This window comes from Bacillus sp. B1(2022) (genome assembly GCF_040259625.1).
Classification (GTDB): Bacteria; Bacillota; Bacilli; order Bacillales; family Bacillaceae; genus Bacillus; species Bacillus velezensis.
Genome location: NZ_JANIFO010000001.1, coordinates 493,740 through 512,591, shown reverse-complemented (window position 1 = coordinate 512,591; position 18,852 = coordinate 493,740). Strand labels below are relative to the sequence as shown.

Sequence of the window (18,852 nt, the reverse complement as noted above, 5' to 3'; positions counted from 1 at the left end):
TTTGAACATGTTATCTTCCCCGCTTTTTTTCTTCCTTTCTTCCCTTATACACATCATAAACAAACATTGTGGGATAAAAATGAAAAGAATATGTGAAATTATGAAAATGCGGCTTGAGTGTGTTAAAACTAGTATAATGACGTTGAAAGGATGTGAAATGCCTTGTCATACACCATTTATCTAGTTGAAGATGAGGATAACCTGAATGAACTGCTCACAAAATATTTAGAGAATGAAGGCTGGAACATTACATCTTTCACAAAAGGCGAAGATGCCAGAAAGCAGATGCAGCCGTCTCCCCACTTGTGGATTCTTGACATCATGCTTCCGGATACGGACGGCTATACATTGATAAAAGAAATAAAAGAAAAAGATCCCGATGTGCCGGTCATTTTTATTTCCGCGCGGGATGCCGATATTGACAGAGTCCTCGGGTTGGAGCTTGGAAGCAATGATTATATCGCCAAGCCTTTTTTGCCGAGAGAACTTATTATACGGGTCCAGAAGCTGCTCGAGCTCGTGTATAAAGAACAGCCCGCCGCAAAGAAAACCGGCATCACCGTTTCTTCCTACAATGTGATCGAAGATGCCCGAGAGGTTTATGATGAAACCGGCAGCCTGGTCAATTTGACGTCTAAGGAATTTGATCTGCTGCTTTTATTTCTTCACCATAAAGGACACCCCTTTTCCAGAGAAGATATCCTGCTGAAAATATGGGGCCATGATTATTTCGGCACTGACCGGGTGGTCGATGATCTTGTGCGGAGGCTGAGAAAAAAAATGCCCGGGTTAAAGGTTGAAACCATTTACGGATTCGGCTACAGGATGATGACGTCATGAAAAATAAGCCGCTTGCTTTTCAAATATGGGTGGTCATCTCAGGCATCCTCTTAGCCATTTCGATTCTGCTTCTCGTGCTGTTCTCAAATACGCTGCGTAATTTTTTCACGGATGAAACGTATACGACCATTGAAAATGAACAGCATGTACTGACGGAGTACCGGCTGCCCGGATCGATCGAGCGGGGATATTACAGCGAGGATGCGACCGCGCCGACGACTTTCCGATCCGTTCAGCACGTTCTTCTGCCGGAACGGGAGGAATCGGCCAGTGACAAAGACTTGAACTACTTTTCTTCTTCCTTTATCCATAAGGTGTACAAGCTCGCGGGCCGCCAGCACAGCGTCACGAAACGATACAGCGCGGATATCAGCGGTGAAAAAGTATTTTTCGTCATTAAAAAAGGCCTCACCATTAACGGCCAGGATGCGATGATGCTGTCTTACGCCCTTGATTCTTATCGTGATGATCTGGCATTCACCCTGTTCAAGCAGCTGCTCTTTATCATTGCCGGCGTGATTTTGTTAAGCTGGATTCCGGCGATTTGGCTTGCCAAATATCTCTCGCGCCCGCTCGTTTCCTTAGAGAAGCATGTCAAACGGATTTCAAAACAGGATTGGGATGATCCGGTCATCGTCGACAGAAAAGACGAAATCGGAAAATTAGGCCATACCATTGAAGACATGCGGAGCAAGCTGGTGCAAAAAGACGAAACGGAAAGAACGCTCCTGCAAAATATCTCTCATGATTTAAAAACGCCTGTCATGGTGATAAGGGGCTATACTCAATCAATAAAGGACGGGATTTTTCCTAAGGGGGATCTGGAAACCACAATTGATGTCATTGAAGGCGAAGCAGAAAAACTTGAGAAGAAAATTAAGGATTTATTATATTTAACGAAGCTTGATTATTTAATGAAGCAGCGGGTGCACCATGAGACATTTGACATTGTGAAGGTCACGGAAGAAGTCATTGAACGGCTCAAATGGGCCCGGAAGGAATTATCGTGGACCGTTGAAACAGAAGATGCATTAATGATGCCCGGTGATCCGGAACAATGGAGCAAACTTCTTGAAAACATTCTCGAAAATCAAATCCGCTATGCAGAAACGGCGATTCACATTCGGATCAGCCAAAATCAGCAGCAGATTGTCATGACGGTTGAAAATGACGGGCCTCCGATTGAGGATGAGATGCTATCCAGCTTGTACGAGCCTTTTAATAAAGGGAAGAAAGGCGAGTTCGGCATAGGACTCAGCATCGTAAAACGGATTTTAACCCTGCATAAAGCATCAATTTCAATTGAAAATGACCAATCGGGTGTAATCTACCGAATTATCATACCAAAGTAGACTGTAGTGTTTCATTGCAGTCTTTTTTATGTGAAGGAATAGCCGTTAAAATCTCTGTAGTTTGCTTTCAGCGGTTTTTGGCATTGATGAACCCATTTCTTTTCACAAATTGTCTTTTTCGGATATTTCACCTTTTCGACTTTAATTCCTCTGTTTCGCAAGCGGCTGATCATTTCATCTAATTCTTTCATTTTCAGATTCACCCTTTCGCCAGAACTTTGACCATTCGGTCAGCTCACTTTATAATATAAATAAAACAAAACAAAAAAACAAGTTACAATCAGGTTAAATTTACGGAATATCAATATGACCATATAGTCATACATGAGAAGCACAAGCCAGCCTCCTGGCTCCGAAAGGGTGGAACCATTGAAGGAAAAAGAAAAGCTGATCATTGAAGCAGCAATTAAACTGTTTGCCCGAAAAGGGTACAAATCTACATCGGTTCAGGAAATCGCCGATGAATGCAAAATCTCAAAAGGCGCTTTTTATCTATACTTTCCTTCCAAAGAAGCACTGCTTCTATCCATGCTGAATTACTACTATGATAAAACGTTTACCCGAATCACGACGATCCAAACGGAGGGTGACAGTCCGAGAGCTGCTTACCAAAAACAGCTTGCGGTGTTTTACGAATCGATTCTCGCCCATCAGGATTTTATTACCGTGCAGATGAAAGACGGTTCACTTCCTTATACCGAAGAAGCGGCGCAGTGCGGAAAGAGAATCCGCCGGTCGATCCTGCAGTTTCATATCGACAGTCTTCTTGCGATTTACGGAGAAAAAGCTGAACCATACACAGCCGAGCTTTGTTTTTTAATAGAAGGAATCAGTCAGATGTATCTTGAATATCTCATTCTGACCGGCCGGTCCGTACAGCCTTCGCTTTTGGCAAATACCGTGATTCACAGAATTGATGACATCGTAAACGGAATGGCAGACAGACATGATGAAGCGTTTATTTCTCTTGATGAGGCAAGCTCACTGTTTGGCCCCCTTCATAACGGGCAGCCCGATCCTTTAAGCCAATCGATCTTGCAGACCCTCCGCACGCGCATCGGCACGATGGACAAGACGCAAGCATCTGAATTCACCGAGAGCTTGGATATTCTGGAAGCGGAAATGAAGAAAAAGTCGCCGAAACCGGCAATCATCAAAGGAATGATTTTGAATTTGAAGGAATCCGACCTGCTGGCTGAAGATGCAGAACAGCTCAGATTTTTACTGAAACAGCAGTTTATTTAGAAGAACGGCCGCAATGACTGCAGCCGTTCTTTCTTTTTATGCTTTCGGGTGCACCATATCTTCCGGACGCACCATTTCATTAAATTGTTCTTCTGTCAAAAGGTTCAGCTGTAATGCCGCTTCTTTCAGCGTCAGGCCTTCTTTGTGGGCAAGCTTGGCGATTTTCGCGGCGTTTTCATAACCGATGTGCGGGTTAAGCGCCGTAACAAGCATTAATGAGTTAGAGAGATTTTCCTGAATCGTCTCTTGGTTCGGCTCAATACCGACAGCGCATTTGTCATGGAAGGAATTCATTCCGTCACTGAGCAGCTGCACGGTCTGCAGGAAGTTATAAATGATAACCGGTTTGAAGACATTCAGCTCGAAGTTTCCTTGGCTGGCCGCAAATCCGATTGTCGCGTCATTTCCCATCACTTGCGCGGCGATCATTGTCAGCGCCTCACTTTGCGTCGGGTTGACTTTGCCCGGCATGATAGAGCTTCCCGGCTCATTTTCAGGAATGACGATTTCGCCGATTCCGCAGCGCGGGCCGCTTGCCAGCCATCTGACATCGTTGGCAATCTTCATCAGGTCGGCAGCCAATGCTTTTAACGCGCCGTGAACGTGAGTGATTTCATCATGACTTGTGAGCGCGTGGAATTTGTTAGGCGAACTCTTGAATGTCTGCCCCGTTACTTTTGTGATTTCTTCCGCGACGAATTCACCGAACTGCGGATGGGCGTTGATTCCCGTGCCGACTGCCGTGCCTCCGATGGCAAGCGCGCGGATTTTTTCCGTTGACTCAAGAATCATTTCTTTCGAACGGTCAAGCATGTATACCCAGCCGCTGATTTCCTGTCCGAGCGTCAGCGGAGTGGCGTCCTGCAAATGCGTGCGTCCGATTTTCACAATATCCTGATAAGCTTTCGCTTTTTCATCAAGCGTCGCGCGCAGCTGATCAAGCGCCGGAACGAGCTGCTCATATACGGCAAGAACCGCCGCAACGTGCATCGCCGTCGGGAATGTATCGTTTGAGCTTTGGCTGCGGTTGACGTCATCATTCGGATGAATCTTCAGCTCGGAATTTTTTTCTTTCAATAAAGCAGTCGCGCGGTTGGCCACCACTTCATTCATGTTCATGTTGCTTTGCGTGCCGCTTCCCGTCTGCCAGACAACGAGCGGAAAGTTATCGTCGTATTTGCCGTTTAAAACATCGTCACATACAGCGGCAATCGCCTGTGCTTTTTCAGACTCTAAGTTGCCGAGGCGTTCGTTGGCGATCGCTGTGCTTCTTTTCAATATTGCAAACGCCTTCACAACACGCTGAGGCATTTTTTCCGAACCGATTTTGAAGTTCTCTTTGCTGCGCTGTGTCTGAGCGCCCCAAAATTTATCTGCCGGAACTTTAACTTCTCCCATGGTGTCTTTTTCAATTCTGTAGTCCATTTATGTATCCCTCCATAACAGTTGCTTCACCCTGAGTATTATTCGCCAGTAACAGATGAAACCCTTTTTATTTTTCGGCCTTGGCCGTTTTTAATTTCAGCTCAAGATAGACGCGCGAATCCTTAGAGTATTTATACTTCGGATTTGTTTTACGGTATTCTTTCGACGTGTAAGCCACTTCGTAATGCGCTTCAAATGATTTGATGAGCTGTTCAATTTCTTCGGCATTTCCTGCCAGTCTGACTTGTGCCACATCTCTCCTCCGCTTTCATAAAAAAACTTGTACCATTAAATACTTTATCATAGTATATCATTTTTTTAACAGGAAAAGATAACCTCAATTAAGGATTGGAAGGCGGGTGACTGTCGATGGCGCAATCGGAATTCAAGGAATACATACACGTTAATCTGGCACTGGTGCTTCCCCACGTAGAGCAGAATGATGACCTGGTTCAAAATAAAAAGATGCTTCCGAACGGGCTGGTTTTTTATTATATGTATCTGAGTGAAATGAACGACGAAGACAAAATAAAAGAGGCGATTGAAACGCTGCTTCAGGAGGAAGACACTCTGACGCTGGATACGGTGACGAAACGTCTTGATAAGATCGACGCCCGTCCCGTCTTTACGTCGAAGGAAGCCGTCATCTCCATTCTGCGGGGAAAATGCGCCGTGTTTATTAACGGACTTGACAGCGTATACATTTTGTCCACGGGAAAAAGAGAAAAAAGAAGCGTGAATGAACCCACATCCGAAAAGGTCGTAAGAGGTCCGAAAATCGCCTTCATAGAAGATTCTGACACAAACGTCGCCATGATCAGGCAGCGCACGAACCATCCGAAGCTGAAAACGACAAAGGTTCCGATCGGAGAAAATAAGTTAAAATACGCCACGGTCATGTACATAGATGATAAGGCGGACCCGTCTGTCGTCAGCGATGTTGTAAAGCGCCTCAGCGAAGTGAAGATGGACGACATCCAGGATTCCGGAACGCTTGAGGAGCTTATTGAGGATAATAAGTATTCGCCCTTTCCGCAAATACAAAATACGGAACGGCCTGATAAAGTCTCTTCCGCCTTGTTCAACGGCCGCGTCGCCATCCTTGTCGACAACTCGCCGTTTGCGCTGGTGGTTCCGGCTTCTTTAGGAATTTTAATGCAGTCTCCCGATGATTATTATGAACGGTGGATTTCCGCCTCGCTCATCCGGGTGCTGCGGTTTACGTCTATTTTTATTACGCTGTTTTTTTCGTCCATTTATATCGCCCTCGTTTCGTTTCACCAAGGGCTGCTGCCGACGTCGCTTGCAGTCACCATCGCGGCGAACAGAGAAAACGTTCCCTTCCCGCCTATCATTGAAGCGATGGTAATGGAAATTACGATAGAGCTGCTGAGAGAAGCGGGCTTGAGGCTTCCCAGCCCGCTCGGCCAGACGATCGGATTGGTGGGCGGAGTCGTCATCGGCCAAGCGGCCGTTGAAGCGAATATTGTCAGCTCCATCATGGTCATCGTGGTCAGCATTGTCGCGCTTGCTTCATTTACGGTGCCGCAGTACGGGATGGGTCTGTCATTCCGTGTGCTCCGTTTCATTTCGATGTTTACCGCCGCAGCTTTCGGGCTGTACGGCATGATTTTATTTATGCTGGCGATCTACACTCATTTATCGAGACAGCGAAGCTTCGGTTCTCCATATTTCTCGCCGAATGGATTTTTCAGCTTAAAAAACGCAAACGACTCTATTCTCCGTCTCCCTATTAAAAATCAACCAAAAGAGGCGAAAAACGTAAATGAGCCAGAAAACAACTCTCAATAAGCTTACAAGCTATCAAGGGACGGCATTGATTTCCAACACGATGCTCGGGGCGGGACTCCTTACCATGCCGCGGTCGCTGTCATCAAGGGCGAATTCGCCGGACGGCTGGATTGCATTATGTCTGGAAGGCGTCATCTTTATCTTTTTGATTTATCTCAATACGCTCATTATGAAAAAGCATCAGTACGGATCATTGTTTGATTATATGAACGAAGGCCTCGGCAAATGGGCGGGAAATATCGTCAATCTTATGATCTGTCTCTATTTTATAGGAGTCGCCAGCTTCGAAGCCCGGGCGATGGCGGAAATGGTCAAATTCTTTTTATTGGAAAGAACGCCTGTGCCGGTTACGCTGTTTATCTTTATCGCCTGTTCCGTTTATTTAATTATCGGCGGCATGAGCGATCTCGGCAGGCTCTTTCCTTTCTATTTAACGATTACGATCATTATTTTGCTGGTGGTGTTTTCTTTCAGCTTTAAAATATTTGATCTGGACAACCTGCGGCCGGTGCTCGGACAGGGGTTTTCTCCCGTTATGGCTTCCTTGACCGTCGTTTCTGTTTCATTCTTAGGAATTGAGATTATGCTGTTTCTCCCTGAGCACATCAAAAATAAAAAGCACACGTTCCGTATGTCGGCCATGGGCTTTGGCATCCCGATTATTTTATACATCATTACCTACGTGCTCGTCGTCGGCGCCTTAACCACCCAGGATGTCAAAACAATGATCTGGCCTACGATTGCGCTTTTTCAATCATTTGAAATCAAAGGGCTTTTTATCGAAAGATTCGAGTCTTTTTTGCTTGCCGTCTGGATTATCCAATTTTTCGCCACCTATGTATCGTACGGATATTTCGCGACATCGGGTCTTAATAAAATTTTCGGGCTGAAGCACAAAAAGGGCATCATTTTCGTAGGCATTGCGACATTCTTCGGATCATTGATGCCCAAAGACGCTAACAAGCTGATGCTGTTCAGTGATATTCTAGGCTATATCTTCTTGGTTTTCTTTTTGCTGCCTTTACTGATGTTTGCAGTCGTCGCTGTGAAAAGGAAGGTGAAAAAAGCGCAATGAAGAAATATATCGTAATCATTCTTTGCACATTGCTTTTAGCCGGATGCTGGGACAGCCGCAATATAGAAGATTTGAGTCTCGTTATCGGCGTCGGGCTCGATAAACCCGAGGAAGAAAACGTGGAAGTGACGCAGCAGATTCTGGTTCCGCAAAAAGCAAGTTCCCAGCAGTCGTCGTCAGGGAGCGACACGACAAAGGTGACTTCCACTTCCGGAGAAACCGTCCATCAAGCCTTACGAACGGCATCATTAAAAAATCACCCCGCTTTCTCCCAGCACTTGCGTATCATGCTGTTTTCCGAGGCGCTGTTAAAGGACGACATCCCGCTTGACGCATTGATGAACCAATTTATCAGGGACAACGGTACGAGAAGAAGCTGCAATGTGATGACGGTGCCGGATAAAACGAAAGATATTTTCAAAATCAGTGACCAAGGAGAGCCTGCGTCAAATACGATCTATGACTTAACGGAGAATAATGCGGTCACCATCCGGATGATGGAGCCCGTGACATTGGGGGAAATATCCGAGAGAATCGCCAAGGGCGAGACCTTTGCCCTTCCTCAAGTTCGCCAAGTGGGCAGCAGACTGGAAATCTGGGGCGCTACCATTATTAAAAATAAATTCTGGTATGCGAATCTAACTCCTTTACAAGTCCAGAATATGAACCTGTTCACAGGCACGGTAAAGGGAGGCGTTACGTTTGCAAAGCATGACAATTATTATTTGTCTTTCGAGGTATTTTCCAGCAAATATGATGTAAAAACACAATATAAAAACGGAAAATTCAAGTTTATCGTTACCCGGTTTGTTGAAGGCCGTCTATCTGAGGATTGGAACCCGAAAGAAGATTCCTTCAAGGAGTCCTATATAAATGAAATCAAAAACGCGGTAAAACGCAGCATTCATTCAGATGTCATGGCATTCATTGATTACATGCAGCATGAGTTGAAAGTGGATATTACCGGGTTAGGCGATCAAGTCCGGATTCATTATCCCGATAAATGGAAAAAGATATCCTCTGACTGGGATCATCACTTCAGTGAATCGGATATTGAATACAAAGTCAAAGTCGCCATCAGGGATTTCGGAACAAAGGGAATGTCCCAATGACCCCGTTCCTCGGGAGAGTGTGCTGGCACCGCTCTCCTTTTCTTATGTCACGAGATGATTGCGGTGGGCATATACGGCTGCCTGCGTGCGGTCACTGACATCAAGCTTTGACAATATATTCGTAATGTGGGTTTTCACCGTTTTAATCGTAATGAACAGCTCTTCACCAATCTCTTTATTCGTCTTGCCTTCCGCGACGAGACAGAGGATTTCCAGTTCTCTTTTTGTCAGCGTTTCATGCGGAAGCTGATTCTCTGAATGGCGCAGCCTTGACAGCACTTTTCCCGCCACCTTCGATTCAAGCTTCGGTTCGCCCTTGGCAGCCGCTCTGATGGCTTCGGCTATTTCTGCCGCCTTGGACGTTTTCAGCAAATAGCTGAGCGCTCCCGCTTCGATCACCGGATACACTTTGTCGTCATCAATAAAGCTCGTCAGCACGATGATTTTCGGGTCATTGAGTGTCGCGCAGATCTGTTTTGTCGCTTCGATACCGTCCATGCCGTCCATGACGAGGTCCATTAAAATCACATCCGGCAAAAGCTTTGCGGCCAGATCGACGCCCTGCTGCCCGTCTGATGCTTCACCGGCGACTTCAATGTCCGGCTGTGCTTCTAAAAATGCGGCCAGACCCATCCTGACCATTTCATGATCATCAATCAGTAACACTCGAATCACTGTCGTTCTCTCCTTTTGTTTTCTGATAAATCGGGACTTTCACGTCGATCTGCGTGCCTTTTCCCTTTACGGAGATAATTTCCGCTATGCCGCCGATTTCACTCGCTCTTTCCTTGATGGAATGCAGGCCGTATGAGGATGCTTTCACTTGATCCATCGTAAAACCCGCCCCGTTATCAATGACTTTAAGCTGAAGTTTTTGATGTTTCGCGCCGAGCCTGACGGTGACCTTGGTCGCCTTTGAATGTCTGAAAACGTTGGAAAGCGCCTCCTGCACGATGCGGAACAGATGGTCTTCAACGCCTTTTGACACACCCGTATCGCTGATGTCCCACTCAATATCCAGCGGCTGCTTCGCTTTGAACTCTTTTAACAGCTCAATCAGCCCTTCTTTTAAGCCTTTTCCTTCTAAAGTGACGGGCCGCAAATGCAATAGCAGCGCTCTCATCTCGTTTTGCGCTTCCCCCGCCATATGTTCAACCATGCGAATCCGTTTGACGATTTTGTCATCCGCATCTTTCACCTGCTCTAAGACGGCGGATGTCATCATAGAAATGGCAAAGAGCTGCTGGCTGACGGCATCGTGCAGATCGCGCGCCAGCCGCTGGCGTTCTTCAGTGATGACCGATTTTTTCATTTGATCCTGCCATTCCGCCCGTTCGTTGGAGAGCTTTTGCAGCGATGTGACCTGGAGCTCGACCCGCTTGGCCATTTCGTTGAGCTGGTCTGCCGCCAGACCGATTTCATCATCGCCGAGCGGCGGCACCCGATAAGCAAAATTGCCGTTTTCAAATTTCAAAACCGCTTCAATCAGTGTATCCATCCTTGTTTTCAGGCGGCCGCCGTATACATAACCGGAAATCAATCCCGCCGAAAGAGACGCCAGAAGCAGGATCACCACAAACGGAATACCGAACCAGCCGGAAGAAAACAGCAGCATCGGGTCAAGCCCGTAATACAGCAGCATCAGCGTAATAAACACCGCGCAAAGGAGCAGACTGAGTCCCGCGGTCATCCGCATGGCGCGCCACTGAATATTGGCGAGTAATTTTTTCCTCATAAATACTTCACATCCACATCGCCGATGAATAACGAAATTGAAATTTTAATCCGCCGCGGCGAGTCGCCGTACTCAGACGATACTTTATACAGATTCGGGCTCATGCCGCTTTTCTTAGAGCCGAGCAGGTTCATATCGCCGATAAAAGCCGATGAACTGACGGACACTTCGATATCCGGCGGGACGTACACATCGACATTGCCGATGACACCGCTGATGGTCATCGTGCTTTCTCCTTCGGGAATCATCGCTTTTGACAAATCAATTTTCACATCGCCGATGAATCCGGAAACATTTAAATCATTCAGCTCAAACGGGTCCTTCATCATCCGGAGCTCGCCGATAAAAAAGCTGCGGAGGTCCGGCTGTCTGCTTTCCGTCTGGGCGGAAGGCTTTTCTTCTTTTTCAAGATTGATTTTCTTCTCTTTATGTTCATACACGCGCTTTCCTTTCAGGAGCCTGTAGCCCGCGTATATGAGAAAGGCGGCGAAGGCATAGCCGAACAGGTTAAAGGTGGCGCTGAACAGGTTCCTCAAAAATAAAAAAGCGGCGAAGATATACAGGACGGAGCCGAGCCAGCCGCGGGAATATTTATTAAAAATATAACCTGTGATCAGAAAAAAGAGCGGCCAAAACAAGAAGTCGCCGATGCCGATAATACGCAAAAACATGCTGACGCCTAATAAGGCGATGATAAGTCCGAGAATCTGTTTTTTTGCCATCAGCTGCTTGCCCCTCCTTTCCTTGACTATTGCAGTGCAATATTGCCGCTCGTCACTTTTATATCAATCGGCCTGGCGCCGCTGCCTTTCATGCCGGTAAATGCCCCGCCTTCCTTACTCGTTTTCTCAAAGGAATAAGACGGCCGAATCCTTCCGCTTGCCGTCTCGGCGTTCACCGTAAAACTTCCGTCTTTCGGCAGGCTGATCGCTGCGCTGCCGCTCGCAAGCCTGACGGATACGGGAGCATCCGCCGTCTCAAGCGAGGCATCGACACTGCCAGAAGCGACCCGCACGTCAAGGGCGCCCGCCACATGTTGAAGCCCGACATGTCCCGAGGATAAACGGACAGCCCCCGTTTTTGCCGCAAGGCCTGCTGCTGTGAGATTGCCCGACAGCCCCTTCGCTTCAAACACATCCGTCTTCACGTGCTTCAGCGACATGTTCCCGCTTACAGAACGGACGCCGAGGTGCGCAAGAGACAGCCCCTTGTTTCCGTCGACGGCAATGCTGCCGCTTGATGTATGGACGGTGATGTCCCGATGATAATCATACGGAATGCGGACAATCAGCAGAGGGCGCTGAAAGAGATTCAGAAATTGGAACCCTTTCTCCTTCGCTTTAAGATTGAGGGTCTTTCCCCTGCTTTGGACAAACATTTTCCCCGCCGGTCCCGTCATGTTTGCCGCGATATCATTCCGCGCTTCCGCGATGATTTTTACATCCGTCTGTTCCGATGAAACCGACAGGCTGTTGACGGCACGCGGCGGTATGCTTGCCGATTCCGCTTCTGTTTCGCACAACGGAAAAAAACGCCCGGCAAACACTTCTTTCACCAAAAACAGACAGCAGATCAGAACGGACGCCGCCATCAGTCCTTTGGCAATCTTACGCTTCATTACGTTCCATCCTTTTTCATTCATTTTATTATAAAGGAAAAGCCGGATAATTGATACGTGCGTATAGGGAAGAGGCGTAAACGCGCCGATCTTCCCTTGTGCACATTATTCATGAGCCGCTTTTTGACGCTCTGTTTTTTCCAGAGAAAGCGAGCGCATTTTTTCAATCTCAGCTTCCACCTCGTCTGAATATTGGGAGCGGCTGTATTCTGTGTTCGCCTCAGCTGAAGTGCCGTATTTGACGCGGACTTCCATTTCTTCAATGCGGCTTTCCATTCGAAGGAACTCTCTGTAGGCGCTTTCGCTGTCAATTTTGTCGAAAGAAGCGTTCATATGTTCCTTCGCATTTGCCGCGTTTGCGCGGGCGATGAGCGCCTGTTTTTTATCCTTTACGTCGCGGAGGCGCGTTTCTAAAGTTTCCAGCTGCTCTTTCAGCTCTGCCAGCTGTGTTTTCGCCTGCTCATACGCTTTTTCATGTTCGGCCGCTTTTCCCTCAAGGTATTTCATTTCAGTCAGCGCCTTTTTCGCCAGCTCCTCTTCCCCGGCATCAAAAGCAAGCTGAGCCTGGTTTTTCCGTTTTGCCGCCGTTTCGGAGGCGTCTTCCTGTTTTTTCTTAAACTGATGGACGATCGTATGCTGTTTGACAATCGTTTGTTTCGCCTTAGCGATGTCACTTTCCATATCACGCACATATTGATTCAGCATGACTTTCGGATTTTCTAATTTATCAAGCCCTTCGTTAACAGATGCGACGAACATATTTCTTATTCTTTTTAAGACCATTTTGTCTTCCTCCTTATTTTTTCTTCAGAAATTCTTCCCATTCAGAGTCAAATCCGGATTGATAGCCCGGTGATGCCGCTTCCGGTTCATACTGGCGGGAAGCGGTATCTGAGCTGCCCTGCTTCATCATCTTCCACCCGAAATACACCATGGCGCCGGCCAGTCCGATCGCAACGATAAATGGAAGAGAACCGACGAGAATCATAGCTCCGATGACGCCCGCGATGATACCCGATACCGCCCGGCCTTTTGAAAAACGTTTGATTCCCCAGTAAAGCATCAGGCCTCCGATCGCCAGCGGGATGATAAATGCGAAATGGCCTCCTCCGAAAAAGACAGAAAGTCCGAACACAATCAGCAGAAAGCCGCCTGCCGTTTTGCCATTTATATTCATGCAGATCCTCCTTTCGTTTTCCTTGTCTTTACTATAAACAAATCCCGCGGCCGGCAAAACGAGTCAGAGATTGATTTTCATATCAGACCGGAGTCGTATAAGCCCCCGGACCTTCGCATAAAAAAACGCCGCTGCACCGGACGGCGCAGGGCGTTTCACGAAAAATCTATATTCTGATGCTCGCTTCTTTTTCCCTGATGAGATCTGAGCGTTCGGCTTTGGCCAGCTTCGTAAAGAACAATATTCCGAGACCGGACAGGACTTCAACGAGACCGCCGGCGGCAATGACTTTTCCGGGACCGAAGGCGTTAGCCGCGTATCCGCAAAGAACCGCGCCGAGCGGAATGGATATGTTTGAGATCATATGGATGACGGCATAGACTTGTGGCTGGTCATCATGGTCCACAGACGTCTGAATAATCGTATATTCCGGCACATTAATCGCGCTGACGGCAGATCCGAACGCAAACGCGGCGAGGAAGACGAGCGGCAGAAAAGTGTTGAGGCCGGTGATGAAAAATGCCGCTCCTTCTATGATTCCCGCTGACACAAACAGGAGACCGTATTTGTTCACCTTCACCTTAGCCAAAATAAAACCCATTAAAAAGGCTCCGCCCGTGCCTGTCGCTTTCAAAAGCGAGTAGATAATCGGCGGCATGTTTAAATCTTCGGCGACATAAACGGCAGAGAGCGCCTCCCACGGAGCGGCCGCAAAATTCATGAAGATACAATAGATGGCGAGCGGGTATAAAATCTGGTGTTTCCTGACAAGAACGAAACCCCGTTTGAGCCTTCCGAAATACGTCCCGCGCTGTCTGACGGCGACTGTATCCTGTTTGGCATGCTGGACTTGGTATGACATAAAGAGTACGAGAAAACCTGATAGAAGATAGAATATAAGAGCGATAAACAAAGAATAAGCGGGACTGATAAATGTTAAGAACACCCCGCTCAGCGTAATGGCGGCAAGCCTGACGATCTGGCCTGATGACTGGATGACCGCATTCGCTTTCTGCAGGCTGTTTTCTCTGACAATATTGGGGATTAATGAGATAGATGCAGGATTATAAGCGGCTCCCGTGGCTGAATGCACAATCATGAGAAGCATGACAAACCATAAAGGAGAAAAACCGTTAAAGTAACAGACCGGAATGATCAACACGACCGCCGCGCGCGTCAGGTCGGAGAAATACATCCAGAATTTCAGCGTATGCTGCTTCATAAAAGGCCCGGTAATCGGCGCCAGCATCGCCTCCGGAAGGAACGTGACCGCAATGAGCAGGGACGTGCCGATCGCGCCTTCCCCGTCAAAAATCAAAAACCACAGAATGGAATTAAAGGCAAAACCGTCGCCTGACAATTTAACCAGCCTTGAGATAAACAGAAGGGTGAAATTTTTATTCCAGATACTCTCGCTCTTATTATATGTATCCATCTATCAAATCCCCCATTATTTTACAATGTTTCTTATAATATCTCATTTTTTAATTTTTCAGTCAATAATGCATAAGATACATTTTCCTCCTGTCAATAAAGGTTCAATTGATGGATATCTCTATAAAAAAACAGCCGGCTTGCTGCTGCCGGCTGAACAAAACATTATTCATCATCACGGAATACCGCGGCGCTTCTTTCATACTCTATATCCTGAACGCCCTGTCTTGCGTTAACTGCTCTTGCCGCCGCGAAAAAATAATCAGACAGGCGGTTCAAGTAACGCATCACCGTATCATTTATCTCTTCTGTTTTGCCGAGTTTCACGATGAGACGCTCAGCCCGTCTCGTGACGGTCCGCGCGATGTGAAGCTGAGCAGCCGCCTTATGCCCGCCCGGAAGAATAAATTTCTCAAGCGGGGGCGCTTCAGCCGTGTAACGGTCTATGCAGTCCTCCAATGCGGAAATAGATGTCTCTCTTAATGTATAGCTTCTATGTTCAGTGACCGTCGCCAAGTCGCCGCCGCAGTCAAACAGCTCATGCTGAATGTTTCGGAGTTCGGCTTTCACATCACCGCAATTCTCACAATCATCAAGCTCCGCAAGCGCAAGCCCGATAAAGCTGTTCAGCTCATCAATCGTCCCGTAGCTTTCAACCCGCAGACTGTCTTTATCCGTTCTGCCGCCGATCAGGCTTGTCTGTCCTTTATCACCGGTTTTCGTATACAGCTTCATCGTTGTATTCCTCCTTCTTCCGCCGCTTTTACACATGCCGCGGTTCCTCTTCTGACGGCTCTTTCCGCGTGAGGGACATCCATCGCCTCTCCTGTCTGCAAGGCGCAAATGACAATGTCGCCTTTTGCCTGTCTGCCGGAAAGAGCCTGCATTCTCGCTTCAGCCGCTGCCGTTAACAGCCGTACAAATCCCTGTTCCGATAAACGTCCGCTGATCAGCACCCAAACGGTATGCTGCGCAGTCACGGCAATTGTGACCGAATCAAACGTACGGCAGATCAAACCAGCGGCCGCTGAGCCGGAAAGCCGGCGGCTCCACGAAAAGCCCGGGCCGTCAGATGCGGTTGACAACATTCTGAACGGCCGTTCTGTATGAAGCGTTACGGTATTTCCGCTTTTGTTTATCAGAGAGGCGAACGGAACGTTGACAGGCTCTCTTTCCTCCTGCGCTTCCGGCATGAAAGCGATCAGCGGTTTCGGTGACGATTGCTGGGCAACAGCGCTGACGGTGATGCCGTAAATGTCTTCAATCGTCTCTTTTTTCAAAGCCTGATCCGGCGTCTGCTTCGGAAAAGCGCGTCCGTCTTTCATCATCAGGAGCTGATCACAATATTGGCCTGCGGCGTTTAGGTCGTGAAAAATACTGATGACCGTCAGGCCTCTTTCTCTCGTCAACCGCTTCACCGTATCAAGCAGGTCTTTCTGATATTTGAGATCAAGAAAGGTCGTCGGCTCATCCAGACACAGCACCTCAGGCTGCTGAGCCAGCGCCTGCGCCAGAAAGACGCGCTGCCGCTCCCCGCCGCTCAGATTGCGGACGGATTGTTGCGCATATCGGTCGATGCCCGTCATTTCCATCGCTTCCCGGACAATGTCTTCGTCATGTTGATCCATCTGTCTGAAGAGTCCTTTTTGATACGGGTATCTGCCGAAAGACACTGTTTCCTTAACGGTAAATGTAAAAGCTTGCTCCGTATGCTGCGGCAAAACGGCCATGATTTTCGCAAGTTCCCGCGGCTTGTATCCGCCGACGGGCCTGCCTGCTACGAGCGCCTCGCCTTTTGACGGAGAGAGCATTCCCGTCAGCAATTTCAACAGCGTTGTTTTTCCCGAGCCGTTCGGACCGAGTATGCCGACAAATTCACCTTTTCCCGCGGTAAAGCTGACATCTTCCACAATCATCCGGCCTCCGTACCCGCCGGACAGGCTGCTCACCCTGATCATAAGCGTTTCCCTCCATGATGCTGGCGAAGCAGAATCAAGGCAAACACAGGCGCTCCCGCCAAAGCCGTCATAATGCCGATCGGCAATTCGACAGGCTCAATGACGGTGCGGGAAAACAAATCCGCCAAAATGAGAAACCCGGCGCCCGTCAATGCTGACAGCGGCAGTAAATGGCGATGATCCGTCCCCCACAAAAGCCGTGTCACGTGGGGAATGACAAGGCCGACAAATCCGATCGTCCCCGAGACGGCAACCGCTCCTCCCGTCAGCAGAGATCCGGCGGCGATCATCAGCCATTTTCTTTTTCCCGTACTGACGCCTAACAGCCTTGCCTTTTCTTCTCCATAAGTCATAATGTTTAATTCTCTGCCATTGATAAGCAGAAGCGCCGTCCCGGCCAGAAAAAAAGGCAGAAACAGCGCGACATAGCCCCAGCCCCTCATTGACACGCTTCCTAACAGCCAGCGGACAATCGGGAGCAGATCATTGCCCGTTAAAGCGATCACAAGCGATATGAGAGCCCCGAGAAAAGAATTCATGATGATGCCTGTCAAAATGAGCGTCGAAACCGACATCGACGCATGAACGAGGCGGCTGAAAAACAGAACCGCCGCCATGACCGCAATGGCTGCGGCGATGCTGACAACCGGTAGTGTGAACCGGCCGATGACGGGAATCTGAATGCCGAAAAACAAGGTGATAACGGCTCCCGCCGAGGCTCCCGAAGATACCCCGAGTGTATAAGGGTCGGCGAGCGGATTTTTCAGAAGTCCCTGAAACGCCGCTCCCGCAATGGATAACGCGGCTCCGACAAGGGCAGCCAGAACGACTCTCGGCAGGCGGATATTCATCATAATATTTACATTCATAGGGTCAGCCGAGGATGTCCGGCCGATCCCGATCCAAAAAACGTCGGATAAAGGAATATGCAGACTGCCGATTGAAATGCCGAGTGCCGTACAAACGGCTAAAAACAGCAGGCTGACCGTGTAGGCCAGCGGGCGGTTACTTTTTAAACGTTTCAGGATAAACGCTTTCTGCAAGCTTCTCGACCCCTTTGACAAGGCGCGGGCCTGAGCGTGTGACAAGGTCGGGATCAACAGAATAGACATTGTGGTGTTTGACCGCATTGACGGCACCCCAGCCGGCGCGTTTTTCCACTTCAGCGGCCTTTACGCCGTCTGTCGTAATGATGACGTCCGGATTCATTTTGACAATCGCTTCATCCGTCAGCTGAACCCAGCCGGTCTGGCTGCCGGCGGCGTTTTTCGCGTGTATATCTTCAAGCATTTCGTTCATAAACGTGCCTTTCCCCGTCGTGTAGCCGTCAGGAGACACTTCGACGAATACTTTCTTTTCGTCTTTTTCAGAAATGGCCGCCGCTTTCTTTTCTATGCCGGAAAGGTCGGATTTCATCGATTTGATCAGCTTATCCGCCTGCTTTTCTTTGCCGGCCGCTTTTCCGATCATGCTGATTGATTTGTACACATCTTGGAACGATTGCGCATCATTGACCGTTAAGACGGTGATGCCCGCATCTTTCAGTTGCTTCATCGCATCGGCGGAAGCGGACATAGAGGACGCGTGGGCAAGCACGAGATCCGGCTTCAGCGCGATGACTTTTTCAGCGTTCACATTCATATCTCCGACTTTCGGTTTTTTTACCGCTTCTTTCGGATATGTATCATTTGTCGTGACGCCTGCGACCTTATCTCCCAGTCCGAGCGCGTATGTAATTTCCGTATTGCTCGGCATGAGGGAAACGATTTTTTCCGGTGCCTGCTTTATGGTTACTTTTTCGTTCGCGGCATCCTTAATGGTTACCGGGAATGCTTCGGTTGAGACGGCTTTTTGTTTGGCCGCGCTTCCTTCTTCCTGTGCGCCGGAACAGCCGGCGATCACAAAGGCGGTGACCAAAAGCGCCGCCCAGACGGCAGTGATCTTCTTCATTCTTTTAACTCCCCCTGATTATGGTAAACGATTGTCTCTTTGACATTCGTATCCTTTTTTCGCAGTAATTATACTATAAGTCTTTAAGGCTTGTATATCCGGCCTTTTTGCATGAAAGC

20 protein-coding genes are annotated in these 18,852 nt (G+C 48.2%); 6 read left to right on the top strand and 14 right to left on the bottom strand.

Annotation, left to right across the window (positions count from 1 at the left end; all coding sequences use genetic code 11):
* Window positions 1-162: 162 nt before the first annotated feature.
* Both cssR and cssS read left to right on the top strand, forming a co-directional pair.
* A complete protein-coding gene (gene cssR, locus NQS30_RS02610) occupies window positions 163-840 on the top strand; it encodes a two-component system response regulator CssR (protein ID WP_007410069.1) in 678 nt (225 codons plus the stop codon).
* Window positions 837-2,192: a two-component system sensor histidine kinase CssS gene (gene cssS / locus NQS30_RS02605; RefSeq protein WP_032876591.1), complete on the top strand. Its 1,356-nt coding sequence runs from the start codon at window positions 837-839 to the stop codon at window positions 2,190-2,192. Before cssR ends, cssS begins: the two co-directional genes overlap by 4 nt.
* 26 nt (window positions 2,193-2,218) lie before the next feature.
* Here the strand turns inward: cssS and spxO are convergent, their stop codons facing one another.
* Window positions 2,219-2,383, bottom strand: a complete 165-nt coding sequence (gene spxO / locus NQS30_RS02600) for an anti-adapter protein SpxO (RefSeq protein ID WP_003151811.1) — start codon at window positions 2,381-2,383, stop codon at window positions 2,219-2,221.
* Window positions 2,384-2,561: 178 nt separating this feature from the next.
* Between spxO and NQS30_RS02595 the strand changes: the two genes are divergently transcribed.
* Entirely contained in the window at window positions 2,562-3,437 is an 876-nt protein-coding gene (locus NQS30_RS02595) for a TetR/AcrR family transcriptional regulator (protein ID WP_007410065.1), read from the top strand.
* A 36-nt stretch (window positions 3,438-3,473) separates the two neighbouring features.
* On the opposite strand, the gene fumC is transcribed toward NQS30_RS02595, so the two are convergent.
* Together fumC and NQS30_RS02585 are read right to left on the bottom strand one after the other, a co-directional pair.
* Entirely contained in the window at window positions 3,474-4,862 is a 1,389-nt protein-coding gene (fumC, locus tag NQS30_RS02590; protein WP_007410064.1) for a class II fumarate hydratase, read from the bottom strand.
* A 67-nt stretch (window positions 4,863-4,929) separates the two neighbouring features.
* The gene (locus NQS30_RS02585; protein WP_003151806.1) at window positions 4,930-5,115 is read right to left on the bottom strand and encodes a YvzF family protein; all 186 of its coding nucleotides are present in this window, start codon (window positions 5,113-5,115) and stop codon (window positions 4,930-4,932) included.
* A gap of 116 nt (window positions 5,116-5,231) precedes the next feature.
* On the opposite strand from NQS30_RS02585, the gene gerAA reads away from it, so the two are divergent.
* Genes gerAA through NQS30_RS02570 form a run of 3 tightly spaced genes read left to right on the top strand, consistent with a single transcriptional unit; the run spans window position 5,232 to window position 8,861 of the window.
* Entirely contained in the window at window positions 5,232-6,674 is a 1,443-nt protein-coding gene (gene gerAA / locus NQS30_RS02580) for a spore germination receptor protein GerAA (RefSeq protein WP_218791361.1), read from the top strand.
* Window positions 6,649-7,749, top strand: coding sequence for a spore germination protein (locus NQS30_RS02575; RefSeq protein ID WP_007410062.1), 1,101 nt, complete (start codon window positions 6,649-6,651; stop codon window positions 7,747-7,749). The genes gerAA and NQS30_RS02575 overlap by 26 nt, the downstream gene beginning before the upstream one ends.
* On the top strand, window positions 7,746-8,861 hold the full coding sequence (locus tag NQS30_RS02570) for a Ger(x)C family spore germination protein (RefSeq protein ID WP_020956323.1): 1,116 nt from the start codon (window positions 7,746-7,748) through the stop codon (window positions 8,859-8,861). Before NQS30_RS02575 ends, NQS30_RS02570 begins: the two co-directional genes overlap by 4 nt.
* Window positions 8,862-8,903: 42 nt before the next feature.
* Here the strand turns inward: NQS30_RS02570 and liaR are convergent, their stop codons facing one another.
* The 11 genes from liaR to NQS30_RS02515 form a co-directional block, all read right to left on the bottom strand.
* Window positions 8,904-9,536, bottom strand: coding sequence for a two-component system response regulator LiaR (gene liaR, locus NQS30_RS02565; RefSeq protein ID WP_007410060.1), 633 nt, complete (start codon window positions 9,534-9,536; stop codon window positions 8,904-8,906).
* On the bottom strand, window positions 9,514-10,596 hold the full coding sequence (liaS, locus tag NQS30_RS02560; protein ID WP_003151796.1) for a two-component system sensor histidine kinase LiaS: 1,083 nt from the start codon (window positions 10,594-10,596) through the stop codon (window positions 9,514-9,516). The genes liaR and liaS overlap by 23 nt, the downstream gene beginning before the upstream one ends.
* Window positions 10,593-11,318, bottom strand: coding sequence for a cell wall-active antibiotics response protein LiaF (liaF, locus tag NQS30_RS02555; protein ID WP_020956324.1), 726 nt, complete (start codon window positions 11,316-11,318; stop codon window positions 10,593-10,595). The genes liaS and liaF overlap by 4 nt, the downstream gene beginning before the upstream one ends.
* Window positions 11,319-11,344: 26 nt before the next feature.
* Window positions 11,345-12,214 (bottom strand): LiaG family protein, encoded by an 870-nt coding sequence (gene liaG / locus NQS30_RS02550; protein ID WP_007410058.1) that lies wholly within the window; start codon window positions 12,212-12,214, stop codon window positions 11,345-11,347.
* Window positions 12,215-12,319: 105 nt separating this feature from the next.
* A complete protein-coding gene (gene liaH, locus NQS30_RS02545; RefSeq protein ID WP_007410057.1) occupies window positions 12,320-12,997 on the bottom strand; it encodes a stress responsive protein LiaH in 678 nt (225 codons plus the stop codon).
* A gap of 13 nt (window positions 12,998-13,010) precedes the next feature.
* Entirely contained in the window at window positions 13,011-13,391 is a 381-nt protein-coding gene (locus NQS30_RS02540) for a protein liaI (RefSeq protein ID WP_218791362.1), read from the bottom strand.
* Window positions 13,392-13,557: 166 nt separating this feature from the next.
* The gene (locus NQS30_RS02535) at window positions 13,558-14,826 is read right to left on the bottom strand and encodes an MFS transporter (protein WP_007410055.1); all 1,269 of its coding nucleotides are present in this window, start codon (window positions 14,824-14,826) and stop codon (window positions 13,558-13,560) included.
* Window positions 14,827-14,990: 164 nt separating this feature from the next.
* Window positions 14,991-15,560 (bottom strand): cob(I)yrinic acid a,c-diamide adenosyltransferase, encoded by a 570-nt coding sequence (locus tag NQS30_RS02530; protein ID WP_007410054.1) that lies wholly within the window; start codon window positions 15,558-15,560, stop codon window positions 14,991-14,993.
* Entirely contained in the window at window positions 15,557-16,783 is a 1,227-nt protein-coding gene (locus NQS30_RS02525; protein ID WP_119027097.1) for an ABC transporter ATP-binding protein, read from the bottom strand. Before NQS30_RS02525 ends, NQS30_RS02530 begins: the two co-directional genes overlap by 4 nt.
* Window positions 16,780-17,826 carry a FecCD family ABC transporter permease gene (locus NQS30_RS02520; RefSeq protein ID WP_025285248.1) on the bottom strand — a complete coding sequence of 349 codons (1,047 nt, stop codon included), beginning with the start codon at window positions 17,824-17,826 and terminating at the stop codon, window positions 16,780-16,782. Before NQS30_RS02520 ends, NQS30_RS02525 begins: the two co-directional genes overlap by 4 nt.
* Entirely contained in the window at window positions 17,789-18,733 is a 945-nt protein-coding gene (locus NQS30_RS02515; protein WP_012118415.1) for an ABC transporter substrate-binding protein, read from the bottom strand. Before NQS30_RS02515 ends, NQS30_RS02520 begins: the two co-directional genes overlap by 38 nt.
* Window positions 18,734-18,852: the final 119 nt, after the last annotated feature.

Bases quoted from the DNA above. Each gene is read 5' to 3' on its own strand.
- fumC (WP_007410064.1), bottom strand. From the start codon at position 4,862: ATGGACTACAGAATTGAAAAAGACACCATGGGAGAAGTTAAAGTTCCG.
- spxO (WP_003151811.1), bottom strand. From the start codon at position 2,383: ATGAAAGAATTAGATGAAATGATCAGCCGCTTGCGAAACAGAGGAATT.
- NQS30_RS02575 (WP_007410062.1), top strand. From the start codon at position 6,649: ATGAGCCAGAAAACAACTCTCAATAAGCTTACAAGCTATCAAGGGACG.
- liaG (WP_007410058.1), bottom strand. From the start codon at position 12,214: ATGAAGCGTAAGATTGCCAAAGGACTGATGGCGGCGTCCGTTCTGATC.
- liaH (WP_007410057.1), bottom strand. From the start codon at position 12,997: ATGGTCTTAAAAAGAATAAGAAATATGTTCGTCGCATCTGTTAACGAA.
- NQS30_RS02570 (WP_020956323.1), top strand. From the start codon at position 7,746: ATGAAGAAATATATCGTAATCATTCTTTGCACATTGCTTTTAGCCGGA.
- NQS30_RS02515 (WP_012118415.1), bottom strand. From the start codon at position 18,733: ATGAAGAAGATCACTGCCGTCTGGGCGGCGCTTTTGGTCACCGCCTTT.
- liaS (WP_003151796.1), bottom strand. From the start codon at position 10,596: ATGAGGAAAAAATTACTCGCCAATATTCAGTGGCGCGCCATGCGGATG.
- NQS30_RS02525 (WP_119027097.1), bottom strand. From the start codon at position 16,783: ATGATCAGGGTGAGCAGCCTGTCCGGCGGGTACGGAGGCCGGATGATT.
- NQS30_RS02535 (WP_007410055.1), bottom strand. From the start codon at position 14,826: ATGGATACATATAATAAGAGCGAGAGTATCTGGAATAAAAATTTCACC.
- gerAA (WP_218791361.1), top strand. From the start codon at position 5,232: ATGGCGCAATCGGAATTCAAGGAATACATACACGTTAATCTGGCACTG.
- NQS30_RS02530 (WP_007410054.1), bottom strand. From the start codon at position 15,560: ATGAAGCTGTATACGAAAACCGGTGATAAAGGACAGACAAGCCTGATC.
- NQS30_RS02540 (WP_218791362.1), bottom strand. From the start codon at position 13,391: ATGAATATAAATGGCAAAACGGCAGGCGGCTTTCTGCTGATTGTGTTC.
- cssS (WP_032876591.1), top strand. From the start codon at position 837: ATGAAAAATAAGCCGCTTGCTTTTCAAATATGGGTGGTCATCTCAGGC.
- liaF (WP_020956324.1), bottom strand. From the start codon at position 11,318: ATGGCAAAAAAACAGATTCTCGGACTTATCATCGCCTTATTAGGCGTC.